This window comes from Serratia sp. SCBI (assembly GCF_000747565.1).
GTDB lineage: Bacteria > Pseudomonadota > Gammaproteobacteria > Enterobacterales > Enterobacteriaceae > Serratia > Serratia ureilytica.
Genome location: NZ_CP003424.1, coordinates 4,065,398 through 4,087,897, shown reverse-complemented (window position 1 = coordinate 4,087,897; position 22,500 = coordinate 4,065,398). Strand labels below are relative to the sequence as shown.

Annotated in this window: 15 protein-coding genes and 1 pseudogene; 12 read left to right on the top strand and 4 right to left on the bottom strand. The window is 60.7% G+C overall.

The features are described from left to right. Positions 1-22: 22 nt before the first annotated feature. From SERRSCBI_RS19150 to mutH, 4 genes are all read right to left on the bottom strand, one after another. Positions 23-1,063 carry an NADP(H)-dependent aldo-keto reductase gene (locus SERRSCBI_RS19150; protein ID WP_033644844.1) on the bottom strand — a complete coding sequence of 347 codons (1,041 nt, stop codon included), beginning with the start codon at positions 1,061-1,063 and terminating at the stop codon, positions 23-25. Between the two features lie 205 nt (positions 1,064-1,268). Continuing rightward, positions 1,269-1,487, bottom strand: a complete 219-nt coding sequence (locus tag SERRSCBI_RS19145; protein ID WP_016929923.1) for a YgdI/YgdR family lipoprotein — start codon at positions 1,485-1,487, stop codon at positions 1,269-1,271. Between the two features lie 156 nt (positions 1,488-1,643). Beyond that, complete coding sequence (locus tag SERRSCBI_RS19140; RefSeq protein ID WP_042785275.1) at positions 1,644-2,360, bottom strand: TerC family protein; 717 nt, start codon at positions 2,358-2,360, stop codon at positions 1,644-1,646. A 100-nt stretch (positions 2,361-2,460) separates the two neighbouring features. Beyond that, the gene (mutH, locus tag SERRSCBI_RS19135) at positions 2,461-3,147 is read right to left on the bottom strand and encodes a DNA mismatch repair endonuclease MutH (RefSeq protein ID WP_033644848.1); all 687 of its coding nucleotides are present in this window, start codon (positions 3,145-3,147) and stop codon (positions 2,461-2,463) included. Between the two features lie 696 nt (positions 3,148-3,843). Here mutH and rppH point away from each other — a divergent pair. The 12 genes and pseudogenes from rppH to recD all read left to right on the top strand — a co-directional run bounded on the left by rppH (position 3,844) and on the right by recD (position 22,487). Further along, the gene (gene rppH, locus SERRSCBI_RS19130; RefSeq protein WP_004931849.1) at positions 3,844-4,371 is read left to right on the top strand and encodes an RNA pyrophosphohydrolase; all 528 of its coding nucleotides are present in this window, start codon (positions 3,844-3,846) and stop codon (positions 4,369-4,371) included. Between the two features lie 12 nt (positions 4,372-4,383). Further along, entirely contained in the window at positions 4,384-6,630 is a 2,247-nt protein-coding gene (gene ptsP / locus SERRSCBI_RS19125; RefSeq protein ID WP_033644849.1) for a phosphoenolpyruvate--protein phosphotransferase, read from the top strand. A gap of 222 nt (positions 6,631-6,852) precedes the next feature. After that, positions 6,853-7,725, top strand: coding sequence for a prolipoprotein diacylglyceryl transferase (gene lgt, locus SERRSCBI_RS19120; protein WP_015378920.1), 873 nt, complete (start codon positions 6,853-6,855; stop codon positions 7,723-7,725). A 7-nt stretch (positions 7,726-7,732) separates the two neighbouring features. Then, positions 7,733-8,527 carry a thymidylate synthase gene (gene thyA / locus SERRSCBI_RS19115; protein ID WP_015378919.1) on the top strand — a complete coding sequence of 265 codons (795 nt, stop codon included), beginning with the start codon at positions 7,733-7,735 and terminating at the stop codon, positions 8,525-8,527. A 176-nt stretch (positions 8,528-8,703) separates the two neighbouring features. Continuing rightward, positions 8,704-9,207 (top strand): prepilin peptidase-dependent protein, encoded by a 504-nt coding sequence (locus SERRSCBI_RS19110; RefSeq protein ID WP_042785274.1) that lies wholly within the window; start codon positions 8,704-8,706, stop codon positions 9,205-9,207. Then, positions 9,201-9,779, top strand: coding sequence for a prepilin peptidase-dependent protein (locus SERRSCBI_RS19105; RefSeq protein ID WP_033644851.1), 579 nt, complete (start codon positions 9,201-9,203; stop codon positions 9,777-9,779). Before SERRSCBI_RS19110 ends, SERRSCBI_RS19105 begins: the two co-directional genes overlap by 7 nt. Beyond that, on the top strand, positions 9,776-10,222 hold the full coding sequence (locus SERRSCBI_RS19100; protein ID WP_015378916.1) for a YgdB family protein: 447 nt from the start codon (positions 9,776-9,778) through the stop codon (positions 10,220-10,222). The genes SERRSCBI_RS19105 and SERRSCBI_RS19100 overlap by 4 nt, the downstream gene beginning before the upstream one ends. Continuing rightward, complete coding sequence (locus SERRSCBI_RS19095; RefSeq protein ID WP_042785273.1) at positions 10,212-10,568, top strand: prepilin-type N-terminal cleavage/methylation domain-containing protein; 357 nt, start codon at positions 10,212-10,214, stop codon at positions 10,566-10,568. Before SERRSCBI_RS19100 ends, SERRSCBI_RS19095 begins: the two co-directional genes overlap by 11 nt. Positions 10,569-10,600: 32 nt before the next feature. Further along, a pseudogene (recC, locus tag SERRSCBI_RS19090) lies at positions 10,601-13,971 on the top strand (exodeoxyribonuclease V subunit gamma). A gap of 232 nt (positions 13,972-14,203) precedes the next feature. After that, a complete protein-coding gene (gene ptrA / locus SERRSCBI_RS19085; protein WP_042785784.1) occupies positions 14,204-17,092 on the top strand; it encodes a pitrilysin in 2,889 nt (962 codons plus the stop codon). After that, positions 17,089-20,640, top strand: coding sequence for an exodeoxyribonuclease V subunit beta (recB, locus tag SERRSCBI_RS19080; RefSeq protein ID WP_042785272.1), 3,552 nt, complete (start codon positions 17,089-17,091; stop codon positions 20,638-20,640). Before ptrA ends, recB begins: the two co-directional genes overlap by 4 nt. Further along, a complete protein-coding gene (recD, locus tag SERRSCBI_RS19075) occupies positions 20,637-22,487 on the top strand; it encodes an exodeoxyribonuclease V subunit alpha (RefSeq protein WP_042785271.1) in 1,851 nt (616 codons plus the stop codon). Before recB ends, recD begins: the two co-directional genes overlap by 4 nt. The last annotated feature ends 13 nt before the right edge of the window (positions 22,488-22,500 follow it).

Below are 22,500 nucleotides of genomic sequence, written 5' to 3'. Positions count from 1 at the left end.
GCCAGGCTGCGCCCTCAGGCTATCAAGGCGCCGGAATGGTAAACCGGGTGTGGATTTCTTCGAGCGCCTGTAGCACGTCCTCATCCAGAATCACGTCGAGGCTGTCGAGGTTGATTTTCAACTGCTCCACCGAGGTGGCGCCCAGCAGGGTGCTGGCGACGAACGGCTGCTGACGCACGAAGGCCAACGCCATCTGCGAAGGATCCAGCCCGTGTTTTTTGGCCAGCGCCACGTATTCGGCGATCGCCCGTTGGGTTTGCTGCCCTGAATAACGGTTGAAGCGGGTGAACAGCGTATTGCGCGCACCGGCCGGTTTAGCGCCGTTGAGGTATTTACCGCTCAGCGTGCCGAACGCCAGGCTGGAATAGGCCAGCAGTTCTACCCCTTCGTGCTGGCTGATTTCGGCCAGGCCAATCTCAAAGCTGCGGTTCAGCAGGCTGTACGGGTTTTGAATCGACACGATGCGCGGCAGCTCGTGTTTCTCCGCCAGTTGCAGATAGCGCATCACGCCCCAGGGCGTTTCGTTGGAGACCCCGATATAGCGAATTTTACCGGCGCGCACCTGCTCGGTCAGCGCCTCCAGGGTTTCCAGCAGCGTGACCGTGGCTTTGTCATCGGTATATTGATAGTTGAGTTTGCCAAAGCAGTTGGTGGCGCGCTGCGGCCAGTGCAATTGGTAAAGATCGAGATAATCGGTGTTCAGCCGCTTGAGGCTGGCGTCCAGAGCGGCGCGGATGTTTTTGCGATCGAGCGCCTGCTGCGGGCGGATGCTGCTGTCAGTGCCGCGCACCGGGCCCGAGACTTTGCTGGCCAGGACGATTTTTTCGCGATTGCCGCGCGCTTTGATCCAACTGCCGATATAGCTTTCGGTCAGGCCCTGGGTTTCCGGGCGGGGCGGCACCGGGTACAGTTCGGCGGTATCTATCAGGTTCACGCCTGCGGCCAATGCATAGTCCAGTTGCGCATGGGCGTCGGCTTCGCTGTTCTGTTCGCCAAAGGTCATGGTGCCCAGTCCCAGCACGCTCACTTCTAAAGAACTGTGGGGAATACGGTGGTATTGCATTAACGGCCTTCCTTTCTTGTTAGCGCTGACGGGCCGTGCGGCCCGGTGAAACAGGAGCCCAATTCAGAAGACGGCGCAAAGTCCGTCGGGCGGCGATGTCGCCTTTCCTGACTATAACCAAGCGGTGAAGATGGGGGAAGCGGATTCCGTGCGGACACGAATGAGGGCTACCGCGCTCGAGCGGGCGATAGCCGGCGTGCGGTGATTAGCGTTCGATAACCTGGGAAACCTGATCGCCGTTGATCTGGCGGTGATTGCCTTTCTCATCTTTATAACTGATGAGCCCGGTGTCTGTGTCGATCTCCGGTTTGCCTTGCGTCAGGATCATGTTGCCGTCTTTGGTCGCCATGACGTAGTCGCTGGAACATCCCGCCAAACCGGCGGCCATAACCAGCGCAGACACTGCCATTACCCACTTTTTCATCCTGCGGATCCTCGATTATGCAGAAAACAATGTTCTTTCAAGATTAGCAAACTCTTGGCAGAGAGCGTCTCAGATAAGTCTTTATCTGATAAGAAAAACTGAAATGAGGGGGGCAACGAAACGGCGGAAGCCGCCGATGGCGGCCTCCGCGTAGGGTTATTCCGGCGAACGGTTTTTCTTGCTGCGCATCAGATTGAGCGCTTCTACCGACATGGAGAAGAACATGGCGAAGTAGATGTAGCCTTTCGGCACGTGCACCTGGAAACTTTCCAGCATCAGCGTGAAGCCCACCAGGATCAGGAACGCCAGCGCCAGCATTTTCACCGACGGATGGCGATTGACGAACTCGCCGATCGGCCGTGCGGCGAACATCATCACGCCGACGGCAATCACCACCGCCGCCATCATGATGAACAGGTGATCGGAAAGGCCTACGGCGGTAATCACCGAATCCAGGCTGAAGATGATATCCAACAGCATGATCTGTACGATCGCGCCGAAGAAGCTGTGCACCTTGGTGTGGTGCTCTTCTTCCGTGCCTTCGATGGTTTCGTGGATCTCTTTGCTGGCTTTCCAGATCAGGAACAATCCACCGAGCAGCAGGATCAGATCGCGGGCGGAAATGGCGTGATCCAGCACGGTGAACAGCGGGTGCGTCAAGCGGATCACCCAGGCGATGGAGGCCAGCAGCGCCAGACGCATAATCATGGCGGCGGCCAGCCCGAGCCGGCGAGCTTTGTTCTGTTGCGCTTTGGGCAGCTTGGCCACCACCAGCGACAGAAAAATGATGTTATCAATACCCAGTACGATCTCAAGAATGGTTAGCGTACCTAACGCTAACCAGGCATTGGGATCCATAATCCATTCGAACATTGCCCGACACACCTTAATACTTAATAAATGCAAAGCGTGAATTATACGCGTTTATCGTGGCGCTGACAGGGTTAGCTAAACCAGAGTTAAACGAAATCGCTTAGATTGAGAAATGTCTTGCCAGCAGCGCGCCGGTAAAACCCTTTTTCAGATAGAAACCGCGCGGCAGCGTCATGATAGGTTGCCCCTGTTCGCCGATGGCTTCGGTGAGCGCCTTGTTGTTGGCCGCTTTGGGGCGCAGTTGCAGCACTTCGCCGTGGCGTGCGGTGATGCGTTCTACGTGACCGAGTACAATCAGATCCATCAGCTCTTCCCAATCGCGGCGCAGCATCTCTTCTTCTGCAGCGCTCGGGCTCCACAGCAGCGGCGAACCGACGCGGCGCTGCGCCAGCGGGATTTGCCGTTCGCCCTCTACCGGTATCCACAACACGCGCGCCAGCTTGTGGCGAACGTGGCTGCTGGCCCAGGTGACGCCGCTGTTGCCGGTGAGCGGGGCCACGCAGACGAAAGTGGTCTCCAGCGGTTTGCCGGCGGCGTCGACAGGAATGGTTTTCAGCTCAATGCCCAGCTCAGGAAAATCCTGTTCCGGTTTGCTGCCGGCCATGGCGCCGAGGTACAGCTCCAGCAGCATGCCCACCCAGCCTTTATCGCGTTTCAGATCCTTGGGGATCGGCAACTGCGCGCGGGCGGCCAGTTCGCCAAAACTGAAGCCGGCCAGCGCCTGAGCGCGCTCGAACAGCTGCCGTTCATTTTCCGGCGGGGGTGGCAGAGGGGATAAAAACGCCATAAATCAAGCCTGTCGAATTTGGTTGAAAAACGTACTGCAAAGATACACGGGAAACGGTAACCCCAGTCGCCTGGGGAAAAGAATAATAGTAGCATGATTTTACATGACTTTTTTTCTTTTTCTTGCGCGGGCGACAATGCACCCGCGAGGCTTGTTCACCTGAAGCCACCGACAATAAACAGGATCTTACACCTATTTATCCACAGATTTATGGGATAACCCAAATTTTTACCGATCACTGGTTCAATTTACAGCCTTGACTCGGGCGGTTTTTTACGAATTTGTCCGTTTTGTGCGTAACTTGCCCGGATAATCTGTGGATAAAAACGGCGTTGGTGGATCTTTCGCCAGGGTAAGATCCTTACCGTGCATAGATCACATTTTTGCCCTGTACATAACTGTGGAATATTGGTTAATTATATGTTTTTAGGAATAATATTGTTTCTTCGGTGTGAGGGGGATTTTCGGGGACGAGAGTTTTACCGGCTTATCCCTCGAGTTCTACACACACCTATCCACAGAAAAAGTGAATAAAACCGGTCTGAAATGCCGATGCATGTTTATAACTTTGCCTATATCTGTGAGTTATCCCAATGTTATCCGGCCCGCAGCGCCGTAAAGCAGTGGTTTACCGCCTGTAGCTTGTGTGAAACAATCAGGACATCTATGCGAATTTAAGCTTATCGAGGTAGTCCGGTGATCGATGATGATGGCTACCGCCCGAATGTTGGTATCGTAATCTGTAATCGTCAGGGGCAGGTCTTATGGGCCCGCCGTTACGGTCAGCACTCCTGGCAGTTTCCCCAAGGTGGGATTAACCCTGGCGAAACTGCGGAGCAGGCGATGTACCGTGAGCTGTTCGAAGAAGTGGGGCTGAGTAAAAAGGATGTGCGCATCCTGGCTTCGACCCGCAACTGGTTGCGCTATAAATTGCCGAAACGTTTGGTGCGTTGGGACACAAAGCCGGTTTGTATCGGCCAAAAGCAAAAATGGTTTTTGTTGCAGCTACTGTGCAATGACGCTGATATCAACATGCAGCGCAGCAGCACGCCGGAGTTCGACGGTTGGCGCTGGGTGAGCTTCTGGTATCCGGTGCGCCAGGTGGTGTCATTTAAACGCGACGTCTACCGCCGGGTGATGAAAGAATTCGCCGTGACCGTGATGCCGATGCAAGAGCAGGCGGCGCCGCGGCAGGCCCCCGCTTATCGCCGAAAGAGAGGTTAAGTTAAGCCGACTATGCTCACGCGCTTGCGAGAAATTGTAGAGAAGGTGGCCGCGGCGGCCAGTCTGACGGATGCGCTGGATCTGCTGGTCAATGAAACCTGTCTGGCGATGGACACCGAAGTGTGCTCCATTTACCTGGCGGACAACGATCGCCGCTGTTACTACCTGATGGCCACGCGCGGGCTGAAAAAGCCGCGCGGGCGCACTATCGCATTGGCGTTTGACGAAGGTGTCGTCGGGTTGGTCGGCCGCCGGGCCGAACCCATCAACCTGGCCGATGCCCAAAGCCATCCCAGCTTCAAGTACGTTCCGCAGGTCAAAGAGGATCGTTTCCGATCCTTCCTCGGGGTACCGATCATTCACCGGCGCCAGCTGTTGGGGGTGTTGGTGGTGCAGCAGCGCGAGCTGCGCCAGTTCGACGAAAGCGAAGAGTCGTTCATGGTCACCCTGGCCACGCAGATGGCCGGGATCCTTTCACAGTCGCAGCTTAATGCCATTTTCGGCCAGTATCGCCAAACGCGCGTGCGCGCGCTGGCGGCCTCGCCCGGCGTAGCGGTGGCGGAAGGGTGGCAGGACAGCAGCCAGCCTTCGCTCGATCAGGTTTACCGCGCGTCGACGCTGGACACCGCCAGCGAGCGCGAGCGCCTGACGTTGGCGTTGGAAGAGGCCGGCGCGGAATTTCGCCGCTTCAGCAAGCGTTTTGCCGCCAGCTCGCAAAAAGAGAGCGCGGCGATCTTCGATCTTTATTCTCACCTGCTAAACGACGCCCGCCTCAAGCGCGAATTGTTCGCCGAAATTGACAACGGCTCGGTGGCGGAATGGGCGGTGAAGCAGGTGATAGAAGCCTTTGCCGAACAGTTCGCCAAACTGCAGGACACCTATATGCGCGAGCGCGGCAGCGACCTGCGTGCGCTGGGCCAGCGCCTGCTGTTCCACCTCGACGACACCACTCAGGGGGCCACCCAGTGGCCGGCGCGTTTTGTGCTGGTGGCGGATGAACTGACCGCGACATTGCTGGCCGAAGTGCCGCAGGATCGCCTGGTTGGCGTGGTCGTGCGCGACGGCGCCGCCAATTCGCATGCGGCGATTTTGGTGCGGGCGATGGGGGTGCCGACGGTGATGGGCGCCGACATCCAGCCTTCTCTGCTCAGCCAGCGGCTGCTGATCGTCGATGGGTATCGCGGCGAACTGCTGGTCGATCCTGAGCCGGTGCTGGTGCAGGAATACCAACGGCTGATCAGCGAAGAACAGGAACTGAGCAAGCTGGCGGAAGACGACGTCGAACAGCCGGCGCAGTTGAAAAGCGGCGAACGCGTTCAGGTGATGTTGAACGCCGGCCTCAGCCCGGAACATGAACAGCTGTTGGGCGGCCGGGTGGACGGCGTGGGGTTGTACCGCACTGAAATTCCGTTCATGTTGCAAAGCGGTTTCCCTTCTGAAGAAGAACAGGTCGCGCAGTATCAAGGCATGCTGCAGCTTTACCCCAACAAACCGGTCACGCTGCGCACGCTGGACATCGGCGCCGACAAGCAACTGCCCTACATGCCGATCAGCGAAGAAAATCCCTGCCTGGGCTGGCGCGGCATTCGCATCACTCTGGACCAGCCGGAGATTTTTTTGATACAGGTGCGCGCCATGCTGCGCGCCAATGCCGGCACCGGCAACCTGGGCATTTTGCTGCCGATGGTCACCAGCCTGGAAGAGGTCGATGAGGCCAAGCGCTTGATTGACCGCGCCGGGCGCGAGGTGGAAGAGGTGCTTGGCTACGCGATCCCGAAACCGAAAATCGGCGTGATGCTGGAAGTGCCGTCGATGATTTTCCTGATCCCGCATTTGGCCGGGCGCGTCGACTTCATCTCGGTAGGCACCAACGATTTGACCCAGTACCTGCTGGCGGTGGATCGCAACAACACGCGGGTAGCCTCGCTGTACGACAGCCTGCATCCCGCGATGCTGCAGGTGCTGAAGCTGATCGCCGAACAGGGGAAAGCGGCCGGGCTGCAGCTTAGCCTGTGCGGTGAACTGGCCGGCGATCCGATGGGCGCGCTGTTGCTGGTAGGCATGGGCTATCGCAATCTGAGCATGAACGGACGCAGCGTGGCGCGCATCAAATACCTGCTGCGGCATATCGATCTTGCCGACGCCGAAGTGTTGGCGCACCGAGTGTTGAACACCCAAATGACCACGGAAGTGCGCCATTTGGTGGCGGCGTTTATGGAGCGACGCGGCATGGGCGGGTTGATTCGCGGCGGCAGATAATCGCCGCGCGATGTGATTTTTTTACAGAACTTTTCCCGCGCTGCCGGCCCGGACCGCGCTAAGCCTATGTTATGATGCGCAACCTCAGCGCGACGCATGTTCGTCGTCTTGCAAACCGCAGCGGCCAACGCTGCCGTTTGAAAGGCGTGTGACAACCTGCGCCGACGTTTGGCACCTGCCGCCCCCGCATGGGGAAAAATAACAGACATGTTGTGGTGATAGATGAGCAATAGCTATCTGGCGTTTCCTAAATTTGATCCGGTCATTTTCTCCATTGGCCCGGTTTCTTTGCATTGGTACGGCCTGATGTATCTGGTCGGCTTCGTTTTTGCCATGTGGCTGGCGGTGCGCCGCGCCAACAAGCCGGGCAGCGGCTGGACCAAAGACGAAGTGGAAAACCTGCTCTACGCCGGTTTCCTGGGCGTATTCGTCGGCGGCCGCGTGGGCTATGTGCTGTTCTACAACCTGCCGTTGTTCCTGGATAATCCGCTCTATCTGTTTAAAGTCTGGGATGGCGGCATGTCGTTCCACGGCGGATTGATGGGGGTGATTCTGGTGATGTTCTGGTTCGCTCGCCGCACCAAACGCACCTTCTTCCAGGTTTCCGATTTTATCGCGCCATTGATCCCGTTCGGTTTGGGCGCCGGCCGCCTCGGCAACTTCATCAACGGTGAACTGTGGGGCCGCGTGACCACCGACACCCCTTGGGCGATGCTGTTCCCAAGCTCGCGCAGCGAAGACGTGGCGCTCGCCGCCGCCGATCCTTCTCTGCTGCCGCTGCTGAATCAGTATGGCGTGCTGCCGCGTCACCCGTCCCAGCTGTATGAACTGCTGCTTGAAGGCGTGGTGCTGTTTATCATTCTGAACCTGTTCATCCGCAAGCCGCGGCCGATGGGTGCCGTATCGGGCCTGTTCCTGATCGGTTATGGCGCATTCCGCATCATCGTTGAAGCGTTCCGCCAGCCGGATGCCCAGCTTGGCCTGTTCGACGGCGTGATCAGCATGGGGCAGATCCTGTCCATCCCGATGGTGGTGGCCGGTGTTATTATGATGATTTGGGCGTACCGTCGTCGCCCGCAGCAACAACTGTCGTGAGGGACAAATGAAACAGTATCTGGATTTGATGAACAAGGTGCTCGCCGAGGGCACTCCTAAAGCCGACCGTACCGGCACTGGCACGTTGTCGATTTTCGGCCACCAGATGCGTTTCAATTTGCAGGAAGGCTTCCCGTTGGTGACCACCAAGAAATGTCATCTGCGTTCGATCATTCATGAGCTGTTGTGGTTCCTGAACGGCGATACCAACATCGCCTATCTGCGTGACAACAAGGTCACCATTTGGGACGAGTGGGCCGATGAAAACGGCGATCTCGGCCCGGTGTACGGCAAGCAGTGGCGAGCCTGGGGGGCGGCGGACGGTCGTCAGATCGATCAGCTGAGCAACGTACTCCAGCAACTGAAACAAGATCCGGATTCGCGCCGCATCATCGTTTCCGCCTGGAACGTCGGTGAGCTGGACCAGATGGCGCTGGCGCCGTGCCACGCGTTCTTCCAGTTCTACGTGGCGGACGGCAAGCTCTCTTGCCAGCTGTACCAGCGTTCCTGCGACGTGTTCCTCGGCCTGCCGTTCAACATCGCCAGCTACGCGCTGTTGGTGCATATGATGGCGCAGCAGTGCGATTTGGACGTCGGCGACTTCGTCTGGACCGGTGGCGATACCCATCTGTACAGTAATCATATGGAACAGACGAAGCTGCAGCTGACGCGTGAACCCCGTCCGTTGCCGAAGCTGGTGATCAAACGCAAGCCGGCTTCGCTGTTCGATTACCGTTTCGAAGACTTCGAGATCGAAGGTTACGATCCGCACCCGGCCATCAAGGCGCCGGTCGCGATCTGACCTTAACCGCATCACACCAGGGGCGCAGCGATTGCGTCCCCTTTTTTTTATCCGCATTGCGCGCCGCGCCGCATTTTATTGTCGCCATTTGTCGCTATAGGGAAAACATTGCGCAGCTTGCCGCAAGGCTTGCGCATGCGGCTTTACCGCCTTGTTACGGCCCTTAAACTGGCCGCATGAAAAAAAATACGCTCTCGAACATCGATGACCGCCAGCGTGGCATGACACTGATTGAGCTGCTGGCGGCGCTCCTGATCGCCGGCATGCTCACCGGCTGGGGCGTCGGTCAATGGCGCCACCATCAGCAAACGTTGCGTCTGGAACATACTGCCCAGCAGCTGCTGGCGTTTTTACTGCGACTGCAGGCGGACGCCAACTGGCGCAACCGCACGACGCTGCTGTGGTTCAAGAACGGCACGCCCTGGTGCCTGGGCGGCGGTGTGCCGCCGCCGGATTGCGCTTCCGCCGAGGGTTCCGTTTTCTCACCGTCTTACCGCGACGTCGTTTTGAGCGGCTACACCGACAAAGAGATCGGGTTTTACGGCTTGCGCAATACCGCGCAGGCGGGGCACATCCTGCTCAGCAACGAGGCAGGCGGCCTGCGGCTGGTGCTGTCCGCCCGAGGGCGGCTGCGTTTGTGCAGCGAAGGGCTCCGGATAAGGGGGATCGCGCCATGCTGACTGTCGAACGCGGTTTTACCTTGCCGGAGATGATGTTGGCGCTGGTGTTCGGCAGCGTGATCGCGCTCGGCGCCGCGAAAACCTATCCGCTGTTGCGCCAGCAAAACGTGGCCGTCGGCCAGCATTTTCGGCTGGAGTCAACGCTGCGGCAACTGGCGTTCGGTATTGAGAAAGACCTGCGCCGCGCCGGTTTCTGTGCCGGGCAGTGCGCCGGCCGCCCGCTGCTGATCGGCCAGGCGGCGGGAGAAGCGGCGGGCAGCTGCGTTATCGTCGCTTACGACATCACCCGCAGCGGGCAATGGCTCACCTCGGGTGAGGATGCAGGTTATTTCGGTTATCGGCTGCGCAATGGCGGCTTGGAAGGGCAGCGCGGCGTAAGTCAATGCGACGGCGGCGGCTGGGAGCGGCTGCTCGATCATGACGAAGTGCGCATTGAGCGGTTTCATGTGGCGATAGAGCGCGGGGAGCATGGCGGTGCGCTGGGCCGTTTGACTCTGGCGGGGCGCTCTGTCGGCGATGCGCGTATCAGGCGCAGCCTGAGCGGGAGCATCGAAATGGCGGCGTTGCCATGAACCGGCGGAGCCAGCGAGGCGGCAGTACTTTGGCGGCGGTAATGTTGCTGCTGGCGTTGGGGTTGATGTTGCTCAATGCCCAGCACCGGCAATTGGATAACGCGCTGTTACTGGCCGCCGATCAGCAGCGCTACCTCCAGGCTTACAATCAGGCCGCTTCCGCGCTGAGTTGGGGCATGCTCCAGCGTTGGCCGCGCGCCGAGCTGAGTGCGGCGGCCTGGTTATGCAGGCAGCGCGCGGAACTGACGGCCTGCGCCCGGCTGTCTGCCAGAGCGGGCGTCGTGACGGTACGCGGCCTTGGGGAGATGCGCGGCGGTGAGCCGCTTTGGCTGTATCAATGGGGGGCGTTTGACGGTGCGGAATCGGTCGGCAGGGTGCAAGCGCAGCCGGGCGGCCGGCTGGATTTTTGCCCCGAGAAAAGGCCGGCCGACTGTGAGGGTTAACGCTTGCGTAGGGCGGTTATCCCGCAACGGCTTCAGCCTGCCGGAAGTGTTGGTGGCGGCATTGTTGTTCTCGGTGTCGCTGCTGGGCTTGTTACAGTATCATCAGGTGCTGTTGCAGTCGTTCCAGCGCCAGTGGCACTACCGGCAAGCCTGGGTGATGGCGCATCAGCAGTTGGAGGCGTTCGCCGTCACCGGTCGGCTCGATGCCGAACCGCTGCCGGAAGGCTGGCGACGCGAGACGGCGTTCGACGGCGCGGATGCGGATTGCCGCCGATTGGCGGTCAGAGTACAAACTCCGCAACGGCAGTGGGCGACGCTGAGCCGCTGGTATTGCACCCGTTTTTGAGCCGGTACGTATCTTGTTTTAAAGGAGCCATCATGTTCACGGTTTATCATTCCAATCAGCTGGATTTATTGAAAACGCTGACCAGCGCGCTGATAGCCAGAGATCCGTTGGCCGATCCTTTTCAACAGGAAGTGGTGCTGGTTCAGAGCCCCGGTATGGCGCAATGGCTGCAAATGCAGCTGGCGGAGCAGTTCGGCATCGCCGCCAATGTCGCGTTTCCGCTGCCGGCGACCTTCATTTGGGACATGTTCACCCGCGTGTTGCCGGATATCCCGAAAGAGAGCGCCTTCAGCAAGGACGCCATGACCTGGAAGCTGATGTGGCTGCTGCCGGAGATGCTGACCCAGCCGGCGTTCGCGCCACTGCAGCACTATCTCACCGATGACGGCGACAAGCGAAAAATCCACCAATTGGCCGGCCGGGTTGCCGACCTTTTCGACCAGTATTTGGTTTATCGCCCGCAGTGGCTGGAGAGCTGGCAGCGCGGCGAACGCATCGACGGTCTGCCCGAGGCTCAGCAGTGGCAGGCGCCGCTCTGGGCGCGGCTGGTGGAGTACACGCGCGAATTGGGGCAGCCGGAATGGCACCGCGCCAATCTGTATAGCCGCTTTATCCACGCGCTGGAGCAGGCAACAACGTGTCCGCCCGGTTTGCCGCCGCGGGTGTTTATCTGCGGCATCTCGGCGTTGCCGCCGGTCTATCTGGAGGCGCTGCAGGCGCTGGGGCGGCATATCGATATCCACCTGATGTTCACCAACCCTTGTCGTTATTACTGGGGCGACATTCAGGATTACGCTTTCCTGGCCCGCTTGCAGAGCCGCAAGCGCCGTCACTATCATCAGGCGCGCGAGCAAGGGCTGTTTCGCGAACCGGCTGACGCGGCGCGTCTGTTTGATGCTGAAGGGCAGCAGCAGCTCAGTAACCCGCTGCTGGCCTCCTGGGGCAAGCTCGGGCGCGATCACCTCTATTTGCTGTCGCAGATGGAAGGGGCGCAAGAGGTCGACGCCTTTGTCGATATCCCGGCGGATACCATGCTGCACGCCGTTCAACGCGATATGCTGGAGCTGGAAGATCACGCGGTGATCGGCATCACGGCGGAAACGCTGGAAAGCAGTTTCAGCAAGCGCAGGCTCGATCCGCAAGATCGTTCCCTCAGCCTGCACGCCTGCCACAGCCCACAGCGGGAAGTGGAGGTGCTGCACGATCAACTGCTGACCATGCTCGCGCAGGATCCCGCGTTGACGCCGCGCGACATCATCGTGATGGTGGCGGATATCGACAGCTATACGCCTTATATTCAGGCCGTGTTCGGCAATGCTCCCGCCGAGCGCTACCTGCCGTTCGCCATTTCTGACCGTAAAGCGCGACAGGCGCATCCGGCTTTGCAGGCGTTCATCTCCCTGCTCGATCTGCCGCAAAGCCGCTTTACGTCGGAACAGGTGCTGGCGCTGTTGGAAGTGCCGGCCCTGGCCGCCCGTTTCGCCATTGGCGAAGAGGGGCTGCGCCTGTTGCGTCACTGGGTCGGTGAATCCGGCGTGCGCTGGGGGCTGGACGACGATAACGTGCGCGAACTGGATCTGCCCGCCACGGGCCAGCACACCTGGCGATTCGGCATTACGCGCATGCTGCTCGGTTACGCGATGGACAGCAACGCCGGCGATTGGCAGGGCATTTTGCCTTACGACGAGTCGAGCGGGTTGGTCGCCGAACTGGCGGGGCAGTTGGCGGATCTGCTGGCCCAATTGAGCCATTGGCGGCAAGTCTTGAGCGAAGCGCGCTCGCTCGAGGCATGGCTACCGCTGTGCCGACAGCTGCTGGATGCCTTCTTCGAAGCGGATAGCGATACCGAAGTGGTGCTGGCATTGATCGAGCAGCAGTGGCAGCAGGCCATCAATTTTGGCCTGGCGGCGCGCTATCCGGATGACGTGCCCTTGACGATTCTGCGCGACGATTTGGCGGCGCGCCTCGATCAGGAGCGCATCAGCCAGCGCTTCCTCGCCGGGCAAATCAACTTCTGTACGCTGATGCCGATGCGCTCGATTCCGTTCAAGGTGGTGTGCCTGTTGGGCATGAACGACGGCGTGTATCCGCGCACGTTGCCGCCATTGGGGTTTGATCTGATGGCGCAGCAGGTCAAGCGCGGCGACCGCAGCCGGCGCGATGACGACCGCTATCTGTTCCTGGAGGCGATTCTGTCCGCGCAACAACGGCTGTATATCAGCTTCATTGGCCGTTCCATTCAGGACAACAGCCCGCGCTATCCTTCGGTGCTGGTTACCGAGCTGCTGGAGTATCTGGAGCAAAGCTATTGCCTGCCGGGAGACGAGGCGCGCACCGCAGACGACAGCGCCCGGCGAGTGGGCGAGCATTTGCTGAAGTGGCATGCGCGCATGCCGTTCGCCGCCGAGAATTTCTTGCCGGGCTCGGAAGCGCAAAGCTATGCCGCCGAGTGGCTGCCCGCCGCCGACGGGCGCGGGGCGGCGCACCCGGCCTTCAACCAGCCGCTGCCCGCCGAAACGCTGCAGCAAATAGCGTTGGATGAGCTGCTGCGGTTTTACCGCCATCCTATTCGCGCCTTCTTCCAGCTGCGGCTGGGTGTCAGTTTTATCCTGGAAGAGACCGAGCTGCCGGACGAAGAGCCCTTCACGCTGGATAACCTCAGCCGCTACCAGTTCAATAGCCAACTGCTGAATACCCTGATCGACGGCGACGATCCCGAGCGGCTATTCCAACGGGTGCGCGCCGCCGGGGGTTGCCCTATGGCGCCTTCGGCGAGATCTATTGGCAAAAGCAGCAGGAAGAGATGAGCGAACTGGCCGAGCAGGTGCGTGCGGAACGCGCGCAGAGCCACAGCCTGGAGCTGGATATCGATATCGCCGGCGTACGTCTCAGCGGCTGGCTGCATCAGGTGCAGGATGACGGCCTGTTGCGCTGGCGGCCCGCTACGTTGTCGGCGGTGGACGGCATATTGCTGTGGCTGGAGCACCTGGTGTACTGCTGCGCCGGCGGCACCGGCGAGAGCCGCATGTACGGTCGCAAGAACTCCGCCTGGCGCTTTGCCGCGCTTGCGCCTGAAGAGGCGCAGGCGCAGCTGGCGGAACTGCTGGCGGGCTATCAGCGCGGTCTGTGTCAGCCGCTGCTGTTGCTGAACAAGAGCGGCTGGGCGTGGCTGAGTCAGTGCTATCAGCCGGAAACGCAGCAAATCGACTGGGAAGAAGAAGCGCAAACAAAGGCTCGCGCCAAATTGCTGCAGGCTTGGCAGGGCGATCAGCGCATTCCCGGAGAAGGGGAAGATCCCTATGTTCAGCGAGTGTTCCGCCAATTGGACAATGACTACCTGGCGCAAATACTGGCCGAAACAGAGCGTTATCTGCTGCCGGTGGCGCGTCATAACCTGGGGTAACAATCCCCCGGTGGTGCTGTGCGGCGGGAGGTGGTAAAAATAACGAAGGTTATATTCAACCATTGGGGTAATTCCCGGTCTTACATAACGTACAGGCATATACCCGCCGCGTTTTGGGGCGCCACATTGGCGAAGAACCCGGCGAGTACAGATTTGGTTATGTGGTTTTGATGTACGTCGCCAGCGTCAGGGAGTGGGCGTGGCGATGTCAGAATAGGGGTTTATTTTGGATATGCGCAGACAGTTGGCCCGCATCACCGGGCTGGTATTATTGGCTATGTGTTGGGCGCCGTTGAGCTGGGCCGCACAAGGATGGCAACCGCTGGCGGAGAAGATCAACAAGAGTGAGCACGATCCGCGTCAGTACGAGGCGATCAAGTTGGCTAACGGCATGACGGTGCTGCTGGTGTCCGATGTCCAGGCGCCGAAATCGCTGGCGGCGCTGGCATTGCCGGTCGGGTCGCTCGAAGATCCGAACAGCCAACTGGGCTTGGCGCACTATCTGGAACATATGGTGCTGATGGGCTCCAAACGTTATCCCGAGCCGGAAAACCTGTCCGAATTCCTGAAAAAGCACGGCGGCAGCCACAACGCCAGCACGGCTTCTTATCGCACCGCCTTCTATCTGGAAGTGGAGAATGACGCGCTGGAGCCGGCGGTCGATCGCATGGCCGACGCCATTGCGGAGCCGCTGCTGGATCCGGGCAATGCCGATCGCGAGCGCAACGCGGTGAATGCAGAATTGACGATGGCGCGTTCGCGCGACGGCATGCGTATGGCGCAGGTCGGTGCGGAAACCCTCAACCCGGCGCACCCGAGCGCGCGCTTCTCCGGTGGTAATCTGGACACGCTGAAAGACAAGCCGGGCAGCAAGTTGCACGATGAGCTGACGGGGTTCTATAAGCGCTACTACTCCGCCAATCTGATGATGGGGGTGCTGTACGGCAATCAGCCGCTGCCGCAGCTGGCTGACATTGCCGCAAAAACCTTTGGCCGCGTGCCGAATCATGACGCCAGCGTGCCGCCGATCACCGTACCGGCCGTCACGCCGGAGCAGCAGGGCATCATCATTCACTATGTGCCGGCGCAGCCGCGCAAGCAGCTGAAGGTTGAGTTCCGCATCGATAACAACAGCGCCGCGTTTCGCAGCAAAACCGATACCTACATCGGTTACCTGATCGGCAACCGCAGTAAAAATACCCTGTCCGACTGGTTGCAGAAGCAGGGATTGGCGGACGCCATCAATGCCGGCGCCGATCCGATGGTGGATCGCAACGGCGGCGTCTTCGCCATCAGCGTCTCGCTGACTGACAAAGGCTTGGCCCAGCGCGACCAAGTCGTCGCCGCCATTTTCAACTACCTGAAAATGCTGCGCAGCGAAGGTATCAAGCAGAGTTACTTCGACGAAATATCGCATGTTCTGAACCTGGACTTCCGCTATCCGTCGATCACGCGCGACATGGACTACATCGAATGGCTGGTGGACACTATGCTGCGCGTGCCGGTTGAGCATGCGCTGGACGCGCCTTACCTGGCCGATCGCTATGATCCTAAGGCGATCGCTGAACGTCTGGACGCCATGACGCCGCAAAATGCGCGCATCTGGTTCGTCAGCCCCGATGAGCCGCACAACAAGACGGCCTATTTCGTCAATGCGCCTTACCAGGTCGACAAAATCACGCCACAGCGCTTTACGCAGTGGCAGCAGTTAGGCAGCGGCATTTCCCTGTCATTGCCGGCGCTCAACCCGTACATTCCGGATGATTTCACCCTGACCAAACCGTCGCATGAATTCAAAAAGCCGGAAATGGTAGTGGATAAGCCCGGCCTGCGCGTGCTGTATATGCCGAGCCGTTACTTCGCCGATGAGCCGAAGGCCGATGTCACCGTCGCTTTCCGCAACGCCAAGACCATGGATTCCGCGCGCAACCAGGTGCTGTTCTCGCTGACGGATTATTTGGCCGGCCTGGCGCTGGATCAGCTGAGTTATCAGGCGTCGGTCGGCGGGTTGAGTTTTTCGACGTCGCCGAACAACGGCCTGATGTTTAACGCCAACGGCTTTACCCAGCGCCTGCCGCAGTTGTTGACGGCGCTGATCGAGGGCTATTCCAGCTTCACGCCGACGGAAGATCAGCTGGCGCAGGCCAAGTCCTGGTACCTGGAGCAGTTGGACGCCGCCGAGAAGGGCAAGGCGTTTGAACTGGCCATTCAGCCGGTACAGATGGTTTCCCGCGTGCCGTATTCCGAACGCAGCGAGCGCCGCGAAGTGCTGAAAACGCTGACGCTGAAAGACGTGCTGGCGTATCGCGACAGCCTGCTGGCCGAGGCCACGCCGGAGCTGCTGGTGGTGGGCAACATGAGCAAGCAACAGGTCGATACGCTGGCGTCGACGCTGAAGCACCGTCTGGGCTGTACCGGTATTGAGTGGTGGCACGGCGAAGACGTGGTGGTGGACAAGAATCAGCTGGCCAACCTGCAACAGGTAGGCAGCAGTACCGACTCGGCGCTGGCGGCGGTCTACGTACCGACCGGTTACGACGAAGTGACCGGCATGGCCTATAGCTCGCTGTTGGGGCAGATTATTCAGCCGTGGTTCTACAGCCAGCTGCGCACTCAGGAACAATTGGGGTATGCGGTCTTTGCCTTCCCGATGTCGGTGGGCCGCCAGTGGGGCGTAGGCTTCCTGTTGCAGAGCAACAGCAAACAGCCGGCCTACCTGTACCAGCGCTATCAGGATTTCTATCCGAAAACCGAGAAACGCCTGCGTGAAATGAGCGAGGCCGATTTTGAGCAGTACAAACAGGCGCTGATCAACGAACTCAAACAGCGGCCGCAAACCCTCAGCGAGGAGGCCAGCCGGTTCGCCAATGATTTCGATCGCGGCAACTTCACCTTTGATACCCGCCAGAAGCTGATCGCGCAGGTGCAACAGCTGACTCCGACCAAACTGGCGGATTATTTCCACCAGGCGGTGATCCAGCCGCAGGGGCTGGCGGTGTTGTCGCAGGTCAGCGGCAGCGGGCAGGACAAAGCGGATTACGCGGCGCCTAAGGATTGGGTCACCTATCCGAACGCGTCGGCATTGCAGCAGATCCTGCCGCGTAAAGTGGCGACGCCATGACGGAAGTCGCCCCGCAGAGGCTAGAACCGCTGACGCTGCCGCTGTTTGGCGAACGCCTGATCGAGGCGTCGGCGGGCACCGGCAAAACTTTTACCATCGGCGCGCTGTATCTGCGCTTGCTGCTGGGATTGGGGGGGGAAGCGGCGTTTCCCCGCCCGTTGACGGTCGAAGAAATCCTGGTGGTGACCTTTACCGAGGCCGCCACCGAGGAGCTGCGCGGGCGTATCCGTGACAATATCCACGGGCTGCGCATCGCCTGCGTGCGCGGCATCAGCGCTAACCCGCTGTTTTCGGCGCTGATGGAAGAAATTGACGATTTGTCTGACGCCGCTGCGCAGCTGCTGGCGGCGGAGCGGCAGATGGACGAAGCGGCGATTTACACTATCCACGGCTTTTGCCAACGGATGTTGACGCACAACGCCTTCGAGTCCGGCATGCTGTTTGAACAAACGCTGGTGCAGGACGAACTGCCGCTGCGGCGGCAGGCCTGCGCCGATTTCTGGCGCCGTCATTGCTATCCGTTGCCGCTGGGCGTGGCGCGTGCGATCAGCCAGGAGTGGAGCGGCCCGGAAGCGTTGCTGGCCGACCTTTCCGGTTATCTGCACGGTGAAGCGCCGGCGCTGCGGCGACCACCGAAGGACGAAGAAACCGTTCTGATGCGCCACGAGCAGATTGTCGCGCGCATCGACGCCATCAAGGCGCAATGGCGGGCGGCTGCGGGCGATCTTGAGGCGTTAATCGCCCAGTCCGGCGTCGATAAGCGCAGCTACAGCAGCAAACACCTGCCGAACTGGCTGAGCAAGGTCGGCGAATGGAGCGGGCAGGAGACCCAGGATTACCAACTACCGAAGGAGCTGGACAAGTTTCGCCAGTCGGTGCTGCTGGAGAAGACCAAGAAGGGCGAACCGCCGCGTCATGCGCTGTTCACGGCGATAGACGAACTGTTCGATGAACCCTTGACGCTGCGCGACCTGATCATGGCGCGCGCGCTCAGCGAGATCCGCACCTCCATTCAGCAGGAAAAGCGCCAGCGCGCCGAGCTGGGGTTTGACGACCTGCTCAGCCGCTTGGACTGCGCCCTGCAAAGCAGCGGCGGCGAACAGTTGGCGCAGGCGATCCGCCAGCGCTATCCGGTGGCGATGATCGATGAATTCCAGGATACCGATCCGCAGCAATACCGCATTTTCCAAAAGCTGTACGTCGGCCGGCCTGATTGCGGCCTGCTGCTGATCGGCGATCCCAAGCAGGCGATTTACGCCTTTCGCGGCGCCGACATCTTTACCTACATGCGCGCGCGTTCAGAGGTGAGCGCCCACTATACGCTGGAGACCAACTGGCGCTCGTCGCCGTCGATGGTCGCCAGCGTCAATCACCTGTTTTCTCAGGTAGAAAAACCTTTCCTGTTCGGCCAAATCCCCTTTATTGAGGTTAACGCGGCGGAAAAGAACCAAGGGCTGGCGTTTGAATTGCACGGCAAGGCGCAGCCGGCGATGCAGTTGTGGCTGCAGCAGGGGGAGGGCGCGGGTGTAAGTGATTACCAACAGCTGATGGCGCGCCTGTGCGCCACGCAAATTCGCGACTGGCTCAGCGCCGGGCAGCAGGGCCTGGCGCGGCTGCAGAACGGCAAGGCGTCACGGCCGGTACAAGCCTCTGATATCACGGTGCTGGTGCGCAGCCGCAACGAGGCGGCGTTGGTGCGCGATGCGCTGAGCGCGCTGTCTATTCCGTCGGTCTACCTGTCCAACCGCGACAGCGTGTTTGACACCCCGGAGGCCAAAGACCTGCTGTGGTTACTGCAGGCGGTGTTGGCGCCGGAGCAGGAGCGCACGCTGCGCAGCGCCATGGCCACCGGGCTGATGGGGCTGGACGCGCCGACGCTGGACGGCCTGAGCCGCGATGAGCGCGCCTGGGACGCGCTGGTTAATGAATTCGACAATTACCGCACGCTCTGGCTGCGCCGCGGCGTGTTGCCGATGCTGAGCGAGGTGATGAAAGCGCGCCAATTGGCGGAGAACCTGCTGGCCAGCGCCGGCGGCGAGCGTCGCTTGACCGACGTGCTGCATCTGGGGGAGCTGTTGCAAGAAGCGGCGGCGCAGCTCGACAGCGAGCATGCGCTGGTGCGCTGGCTGGCGCAGCAGATCGCTCAGCCTAATCGCCAGTCCGACAATCAGCAACTGCGGCTGGAGAGCGACCGGCATCTGGTGCAGGTGATCACGATCCACAAGTCCAAGGGACTGGAGTTCGATCTGGTGTGGCTGCCGTTCGTCGGCAACTTCCGCCAGCAGCAGCAGGCGCTGTATCACGATCGCCACAGTTTCCAGGCGTTGCTGGACCTCGACGCCAATGAAGAGAGCCAGGCCTGGGCGGAGGAGGAGCGGTTGGCGGAGGATCTGCGTCTGCTGTATGTGGCGCTGACCCGCTCGGTGTACCACTGCAGTATCGGCATTGCGCCGCTGTTCCAGGGCACGCGCAAGAAACAGGGCGATACCGACCTGCACCGCAGCGCATTGGGCTATCTGGTGCAGGGCGGGCAGCCCGGCGACGCCGTGTATCTGCAGGAGCGGCTGCAGCAATTGGTGGGCGGCGGTATCGCGCTGTCGCTGGTTGAACCGCCGGATGCAGAACCTTGGCAACCCCAGGCGTCGCTGGCCGAAGCGTTGGCGGCGAAAAGCTTTACCCGGCGGATCCAGGATTTTTGGCGGGTGACCAGCTATACCGGTTTGCAACAGCACGGCGCGAACCTGATGCAGGATCTGCTGCCGCGTCTGGATGTCGATGCGGCCGGTGAGCGCGGGGAAGAAAGTGAGCCAGCGCTTACACCGCATACCTTCCCGCGCGGCGCAACGCCCGGCACCTTCCTGCACAGCCTGTTTGAAACGCTGGACTTCACCCAGCCGCTCGACGAACAGTGGCTGCTGGAACAGCTGCAGCAGCAAGGGTTCGCCGAACACTGGCAACCGATACTGCTGGCGTGGATGCAGGTGCTGCTCAATACGCCGCTCGATGACAGCGGCGTGACGCTGGCGGCGCTGACGCCGCAGCATAAGCAGGCAGAGCTGCAGTTCTATTTACCGATTAACCGGCTGTTGCAGGCGAAGGAGCTCGATGCTCTGGTGAAGCGTTACGATCCGCTTTCCGCCCGCTGCCCGGCGCTGGATTTCCATCAGGTGCAGGGCATGCTGAAAGGCTTTATCGACCTGGTGTTCTGCTGGCAAGGCAAATACTACCTGCTGGACTACAAGTCCAACTGGCTGGGGGAGGACAGCAGCGCCTATACCCGGCCGGCGATGGAGCAGGCGATGGCGGATTATCGTTATGATCTGCAATACCAGCTGTATACGCTGGCGTTGCATCGTTATTTGCGCCATCGGTTGCCGGATTATGATTACCGGCGCCATTTCGGCGGAGTGATTTATCTGTTCCTGCGCGGCGTGGATGCGGCGCACCCGGGCAACGGCATTTACACCTGTCTCCCCGCGTTTGAGCTGGTGGCGGGAATGGATAGCTTGTTCAGCGGCGAAGCTGCGGCGACGGAGGAAAAATCATGATCGCACTGCTGGAGCAGGCGGTGGCGCTTGGCGCGCTGCGCCCCCTGGACGTGCAGTTCGCCCGCGTGGTGGCGAGCGAAGACGAGCCTGATATTTTACTGGCCGCCGCCTGTCTGAGCGCAGAGGCGGGGGCGGGGCATGTTTGCCTGATGCTGGAGCAGCTGCAGGCGGACACGCTGTTTGAAGGGCGCCAACCGGCGCTGGCGCTGGCGCTATGGGAGGCGGCCGGGCGACCGGATAGCGCACGTTGGCAGCAGCGCCTTGCGAGCAGCGCGGCGGTTGGGGACGGCAGCGGCGCTACGCCGCTGGTGCTGCGTGGGCAGCGCTTATATCTGCAACGCATGTGGCAAAACGAAGGTGAAGTGGCGGTGTTTATCGGCGGTGAAGGTGAATCGCTGACGGTGCCGGAGGAGGCGTTGCGCGCCATTCTCGACCGCTTGTTCGGCGCGGCGAGCGATGAACCCGACTGGCAGAAGATCGCCGCCGCGGTAGCTGCCACGCGGCGCATCGCGGTGATTTCCGGCGGACCGGGCACCGGTAAAACCACCACCGTCGCTAAACTGCTGGCGGCGCTGGTGCAGCTGGATGAAAGCGCGCGCTTGCGGATTCAGCTGGCGGCGCCAACCGGCAAGGCGGCGGCACGCCTGACGGAGTCGCTTGGCAGCGCCAGCCGTCAGCTGGCGTTGACCCCGGCGCAGCAGGCGTTGTTCCCCACGGAGGCGGCGACGTTGCACCGTTTGTTGGGGGCGCAACCCAACAGTCAGCGCATGCGCTATCACCGCGGTAACCGGCTGCATTTGGATGTGTTGGTGGTGGATGAGGCCTCGATGGTCGATCTGCCGATGATGGCGCGCCTGATTGCGGCGTTGCCCGATCGGGCCCGGGTGATTTTCCTCGGCGACCGCGATCAGCTGGCTTCGGTAGAGGCCGGCGCGGTGCTGGGGGATATTTGCCGTTTTGCCGAGCAGGGATACAGCGAGGCGCGCGCCGCAGAGCTGAGCCGCCTGACCGGTTGTTCGATCGCTGGGCAGCGGGCCGACGCGCAAGCGGCGGTGCGCGACAGCCTGTGCCTGTTGCGTAAGAGCTATCGCTTCGACGCCCGTTCCGGCATCGGTCAACTGGCGTTGGCGGTCAACGCCGGTGCGGGGGATCGCGCGCTGGCGGCATTAAACGGCCGTTTCGGCGATGTTGCGGGCTATGCGCTGGCGACGAGCGAAGAGTATCAGGCGCTGCTGGACGCGTGCGTGGCGGGCTATCGCGACTATCTGCGGCTGACTGCCGAAGGCGCGGATGCGGCGGCGGTGTTGGCCGCCTTTAGCCGCTTCCAGGTGCTGTGCGCGCTGCGTGAAGGGCCGTTCGGCGTCGCCGGCCTGAATGAACGTATTGAACTCGGGCTGCAGCGCGCCGGTCTGATCGACCGCAAACCGGGCGTGCTCGGCCGCTGGTATCGGGGGCGGCCGGTAATGATCGGCCGCAACGACAGCGCGCTGGGGTTATTCAATGGGGATATCGGCATTACTCTGCCGGATGAGCGCGGCGAGCTGCGCGTGCATTTCCAACTGCCGGACGGCAGCATCAAGTCGGTGCAGCCGAGCCGTTTGCCGGCGCATGAAACCGCTTATGCCATGACGGTGCACAAGTCCCAGGGATCGGAGTTTGAGCATACGGTTCTGGTGTTGCCGAACCATTTCCTGCCGGTGCTGACGCGTGAACTGGTCTACACCGCGATCACCCGTGCGCGTCAGCAGCTCTCGCTGTACGCCACGGACGCGGTGCTGCTGCGGGCCATTCGCACGCCGACCCAGCGTCGCAGCGGATTGGCTGAACGGCTGCAGACGACGGAATAAGCGATGAAGGGGC

What these genes read in the sequence shown, in the direction of transcription:
- SERRSCBI_RS19150 (WP_033644844.1), bottom strand. Translation starts at nt 1,063, where the DNA reads ATGCAATACCACCGTATTCCCCACAGTTCTTTAGAAGTGAGCGTGCTG.
- SERRSCBI_RS19145 (WP_016929923.1), bottom strand. Translation starts at nt 1,487, where the DNA reads ATGAAAAAGTGGGTAATGGCAGTGTCTGCGCTGGTTATGGCCGCCGGT.
- SERRSCBI_RS19140 (WP_042785275.1), bottom strand. Translation starts at nt 2,360, where the DNA reads ATGTTCGAATGGATTATGGATCCCAATGCCTGGTTAGCGTTAGGTACG.
- mutH (WP_033644848.1), bottom strand. Translation starts at nt 3,147, where the DNA reads ATGGCGTTTTTATCCCCTCTGCCACCCCCGCCGGAAAATGAACGGCAG.
- ptsP (WP_033644849.1), top strand. Translation starts at nt 4,384, where the DNA reads ATGCTCACGCGCTTGCGAGAAATTGTAGAGAAGGTGGCCGCGGCGGCC.
- lgt (WP_015378920.1), top strand. Translation starts at nt 6,853, where the DNA reads ATGAGCAATAGCTATCTGGCGTTTCCTAAATTTGATCCGGTCATTTTC.
- thyA (WP_015378919.1), top strand. Translation starts at nt 7,733, where the DNA reads ATGAAACAGTATCTGGATTTGATGAACAAGGTGCTCGCCGAGGGCACT.
- SERRSCBI_RS19110 (WP_042785274.1), top strand. Translation starts at nt 8,704, where the DNA reads ATGAAAAAAAATACGCTCTCGAACATCGATGACCGCCAGCGTGGCATG.
- SERRSCBI_RS19105 (WP_033644851.1), top strand. Translation starts at nt 9,201, where the DNA reads ATGCTGACTGTCGAACGCGGTTTTACCTTGCCGGAGATGATGTTGGCG.
- SERRSCBI_RS19100 (WP_015378916.1), top strand. Translation starts at nt 9,776, where the DNA reads ATGAACCGGCGGAGCCAGCGAGGCGGCAGTACTTTGGCGGCGGTAATG.
- ptrA (WP_042785784.1), top strand. Translation starts at nt 14,204, where the DNA reads ATGCGCAGACAGTTGGCCCGCATCACCGGGCTGGTATTATTGGCTATG.
- recB (WP_042785272.1), top strand. Translation starts at nt 17,089, where the DNA reads ATGACGGAAGTCGCCCCGCAGAGGCTAGAACCGCTGACGCTGCCGCTG.
- recD (WP_042785271.1), top strand. Translation starts at nt 20,637, where the DNA reads ATGATCGCACTGCTGGAGCAGGCGGTGGCGCTTGGCGCGCTGCGCCCC.